2 protein-coding genes and 1 pseudogene are annotated in these 2,232 nt (G+C 59.0%); 2 read left to right on the top strand and 1 reads right to left on the bottom strand.

Features of this window, described 5'->3' with window-relative positions; translation table 11 throughout:
• Together EN884_RS33755 and EN884_RS33750 are read left to right on the top strand one after the other, a co-directional pair.
• Positions 1 to 325, top strand: a pseudogene (locus tag EN884_RS33755) (hypothetical protein); the annotation flags it as partial.
• Between the two features lie 49 nt (positions 326 to 374).
• On the top strand, positions 375 to 1,160 hold the full coding sequence (locus tag EN884_RS33750; RefSeq protein ID WP_063170760.1) for a hypothetical protein: 786 nt from the start codon (positions 375 to 377) through the stop codon (positions 1,158 to 1,160).
• A gap of 645 nt (positions 1,161 to 1,805) precedes the next feature.
• Here the strand turns inward: EN884_RS33750 and EN884_RS33745 are convergent.
• On the bottom strand, positions 1,806 to 2,232 hold a 427-nt coding region (locus EN884_RS33745), incomplete at its 5' end, for a restriction endonuclease (RefSeq protein ID WP_206617717.1).

Raw genomic sequence — 2,232 nt, 5'->3', positions numbered from 1 at the left:
GCCTCGGAAGTTGTCAGAATTGCTCGAAGCCGAACATCTGCTGTTTCGGCAGGTTTGGTATAATCGCCACCAGAATCTGCGGCGTCGAGTCAGCACCGGTGAGACCAAGTTGGTAGATGCGATCGACCTGACGCAGCGCCCGGTCACATCCCTGATGACGCGCGACACGTGGGCCGCAGCGCTTGAAGCAGCCAAGCGAACTGAGGATGAGGTTGGCTCGGATAACCTTGGTCCTTGGGACGATTTCGAATGGGGTATGCTCAACGGCAAACTCTCGGCTTTGCGCTGGGTGCTCGGCAACGAATGGGACATGTTGGACACGTGACGCAATGAAGAAGGTAGATGATACGTCTGGCTGGTCCAGCTAGATTCGAATGGCGATCGAGGTCGAGGTGGCTGGGAGCCAGAAGAGAAAAGCAAATCGCTCCAAACCGGTGCCCGTTTCCGACGCCATGTGTCGGCTCGACCTTATGCTGAAGGCCCTCGAAAGTGAGATAAGGGGCGCGATCTGGGCGAAGGCGACGCTTGAGGTCGGAAACACTATCGTGATGGCCGACTATCACGGCCAAACGTTTGATGGTGCCAACTGCTACAATGTGCTTCGAAACAGCACGCAGACAGCTCTAATCCTGTCGCTCTGCAAGCTATTCGAGAGGCCGCGCGGCCGTCAGGGAAAGTCCGAGGTGACGGCCTTCAACCGCAGCGACCTGGCTTCAATCCCAGTGTTCCTTCATCTGCTCAGGCAGAAACGTTGCCGTGCCAAATTGGTCGAACGAGCGTCGACAGGCTGGGATGGAAATTCTCTCGGCATGTCGAAGATGTGGGAAGGCGATTGCATGGCGGCTTTGCATCGCTGCGACGATACTGCACGCCGCCTGACATCGCCTCTTGGTCGACGCGCAGCAGCCGCGTTGGGTGTTTTCCGTGATGACCACGTCGCGCACCTTTACGCCGAACCGCGGGTTTGGAACGCCAATCGCTACAACGAGCTATTTCTCCTGCTCGATATTGCGTCGGATCTTGTCTCGCATGCGTGCATTGCGTTTCGGGGGTGCAACCTCGATTTCAAGGAAAGGGAGGAGATCTGGATGGGTGAGGCGCATGCCTTTTGGAAGCCTGCCCTGGCTGCCGCGACTGCGGCCGATCCATACTCGATTTAAGGCATCAACACTGTGGCAGCGGCCTAGGAGCTATGGCAGGTTGAGCTGGTATTGGGCAATGGCTATCTGGTGCCAACCGCAAGCGGGTCCCCGCCTCCATCCTGGACGACATTGGCAAGGTTCAACTACGAGAGGCTGTCCGAAAGCGGCTAGGTGATCGCATTGCGGGCTCGTGACTCTGAGCATCTAGGTCTGCTGCATCGAGTTCGAACGTCGCTTGCTACCACGACTTAGCGTCCGCGAATGGAATCTCGATGCCTGCCAAAATCAAGCGGCGCGAACGTCCCCTCCTGGCATGCGGGCCGCCTGTCTCTGCCGACCGAAATTTGGGCGCATTCCTGATCGACAGATCTGGGCCGGATAGACCGACAGCTAACGGGACGAGATCATCTAAAGCGGTCCTTCCGCTGTCGATGCCAAACGCGGATCTTGGAAGTGTGGGGTGCCAAGTGTCAACATCGTCATCCGCAGGGCGGGTCGGCGCTCCATGACATTGCTATCAGTCTGCGTGCCTACCAACGCTACGCAATCGCCTCGGTACGCGAGACCGTGCAGTCGATCGACGTGCCCCTTCATGGTGGCGAGCGGCGCTCGCGAGAAGCCAAAGCCCCAGACGCAGGTGGCAAACAGCTTCATCGTCTCACCTCACGCCCGGAACAGGTCGGTCACTCGGGCGAACGGCTGTCGTCGCTCAGAGTGATGGCGCGCCTTCTTGCGGATGATCTCCCCTAAGTCGAGCCGCCGATTGAGTGCGTGGTAGATGTCGGTTCCGTCCATCATGATCAAGCGGCGTGCGGTGAAGGCGTCGAAACTCTCGCCCGAGAAGCCGCCATACGAGACGTAGAGGCCCCTTGTCCAATCCGGGCGCTCAAGCAGCTTCCCCTGAAAGCCATGCAGCATCGCGGCATCGACCGGGCGCGTCTGCCACTTGGCCTCGACCAGATAGGTACTGCTGTCATGCTGGAACGAGCCGTCGATCTGCTCTCCAACAGTGCGGAAAGAGGCGTGGGCATCCAAGCCCCACATGTCGCACCAGCGTTTGAGAAAGCGCTCGAACGCGTAGCCCCGCTTC

Origin of the sequence: Mesorhizobium sp. M7A.F.Ca.AU.001.01.1.1 (assembly GCF_004022735.1) — a bacterium.
In the GTDB taxonomy this organism is placed as follows: domain Bacteria; phylum Pseudomonadota; class Alphaproteobacteria; order Rhizobiales; family Rhizobiaceae; genus Mesorhizobium; species Mesorhizobium ciceri.
This window is presented reverse-complemented; position numbering and strand designations above follow the sequence as displayed.

Bases quoted from the DNA above. Each gene is read 5' to 3' on its own strand.
- EN884_RS33750 (WP_063170760.1), top strand. From the start codon at position 375: ATGGCGATCGAGGTCGAGGTGGCTGGGAGCCAGAAGAGAAAAGCAAAT.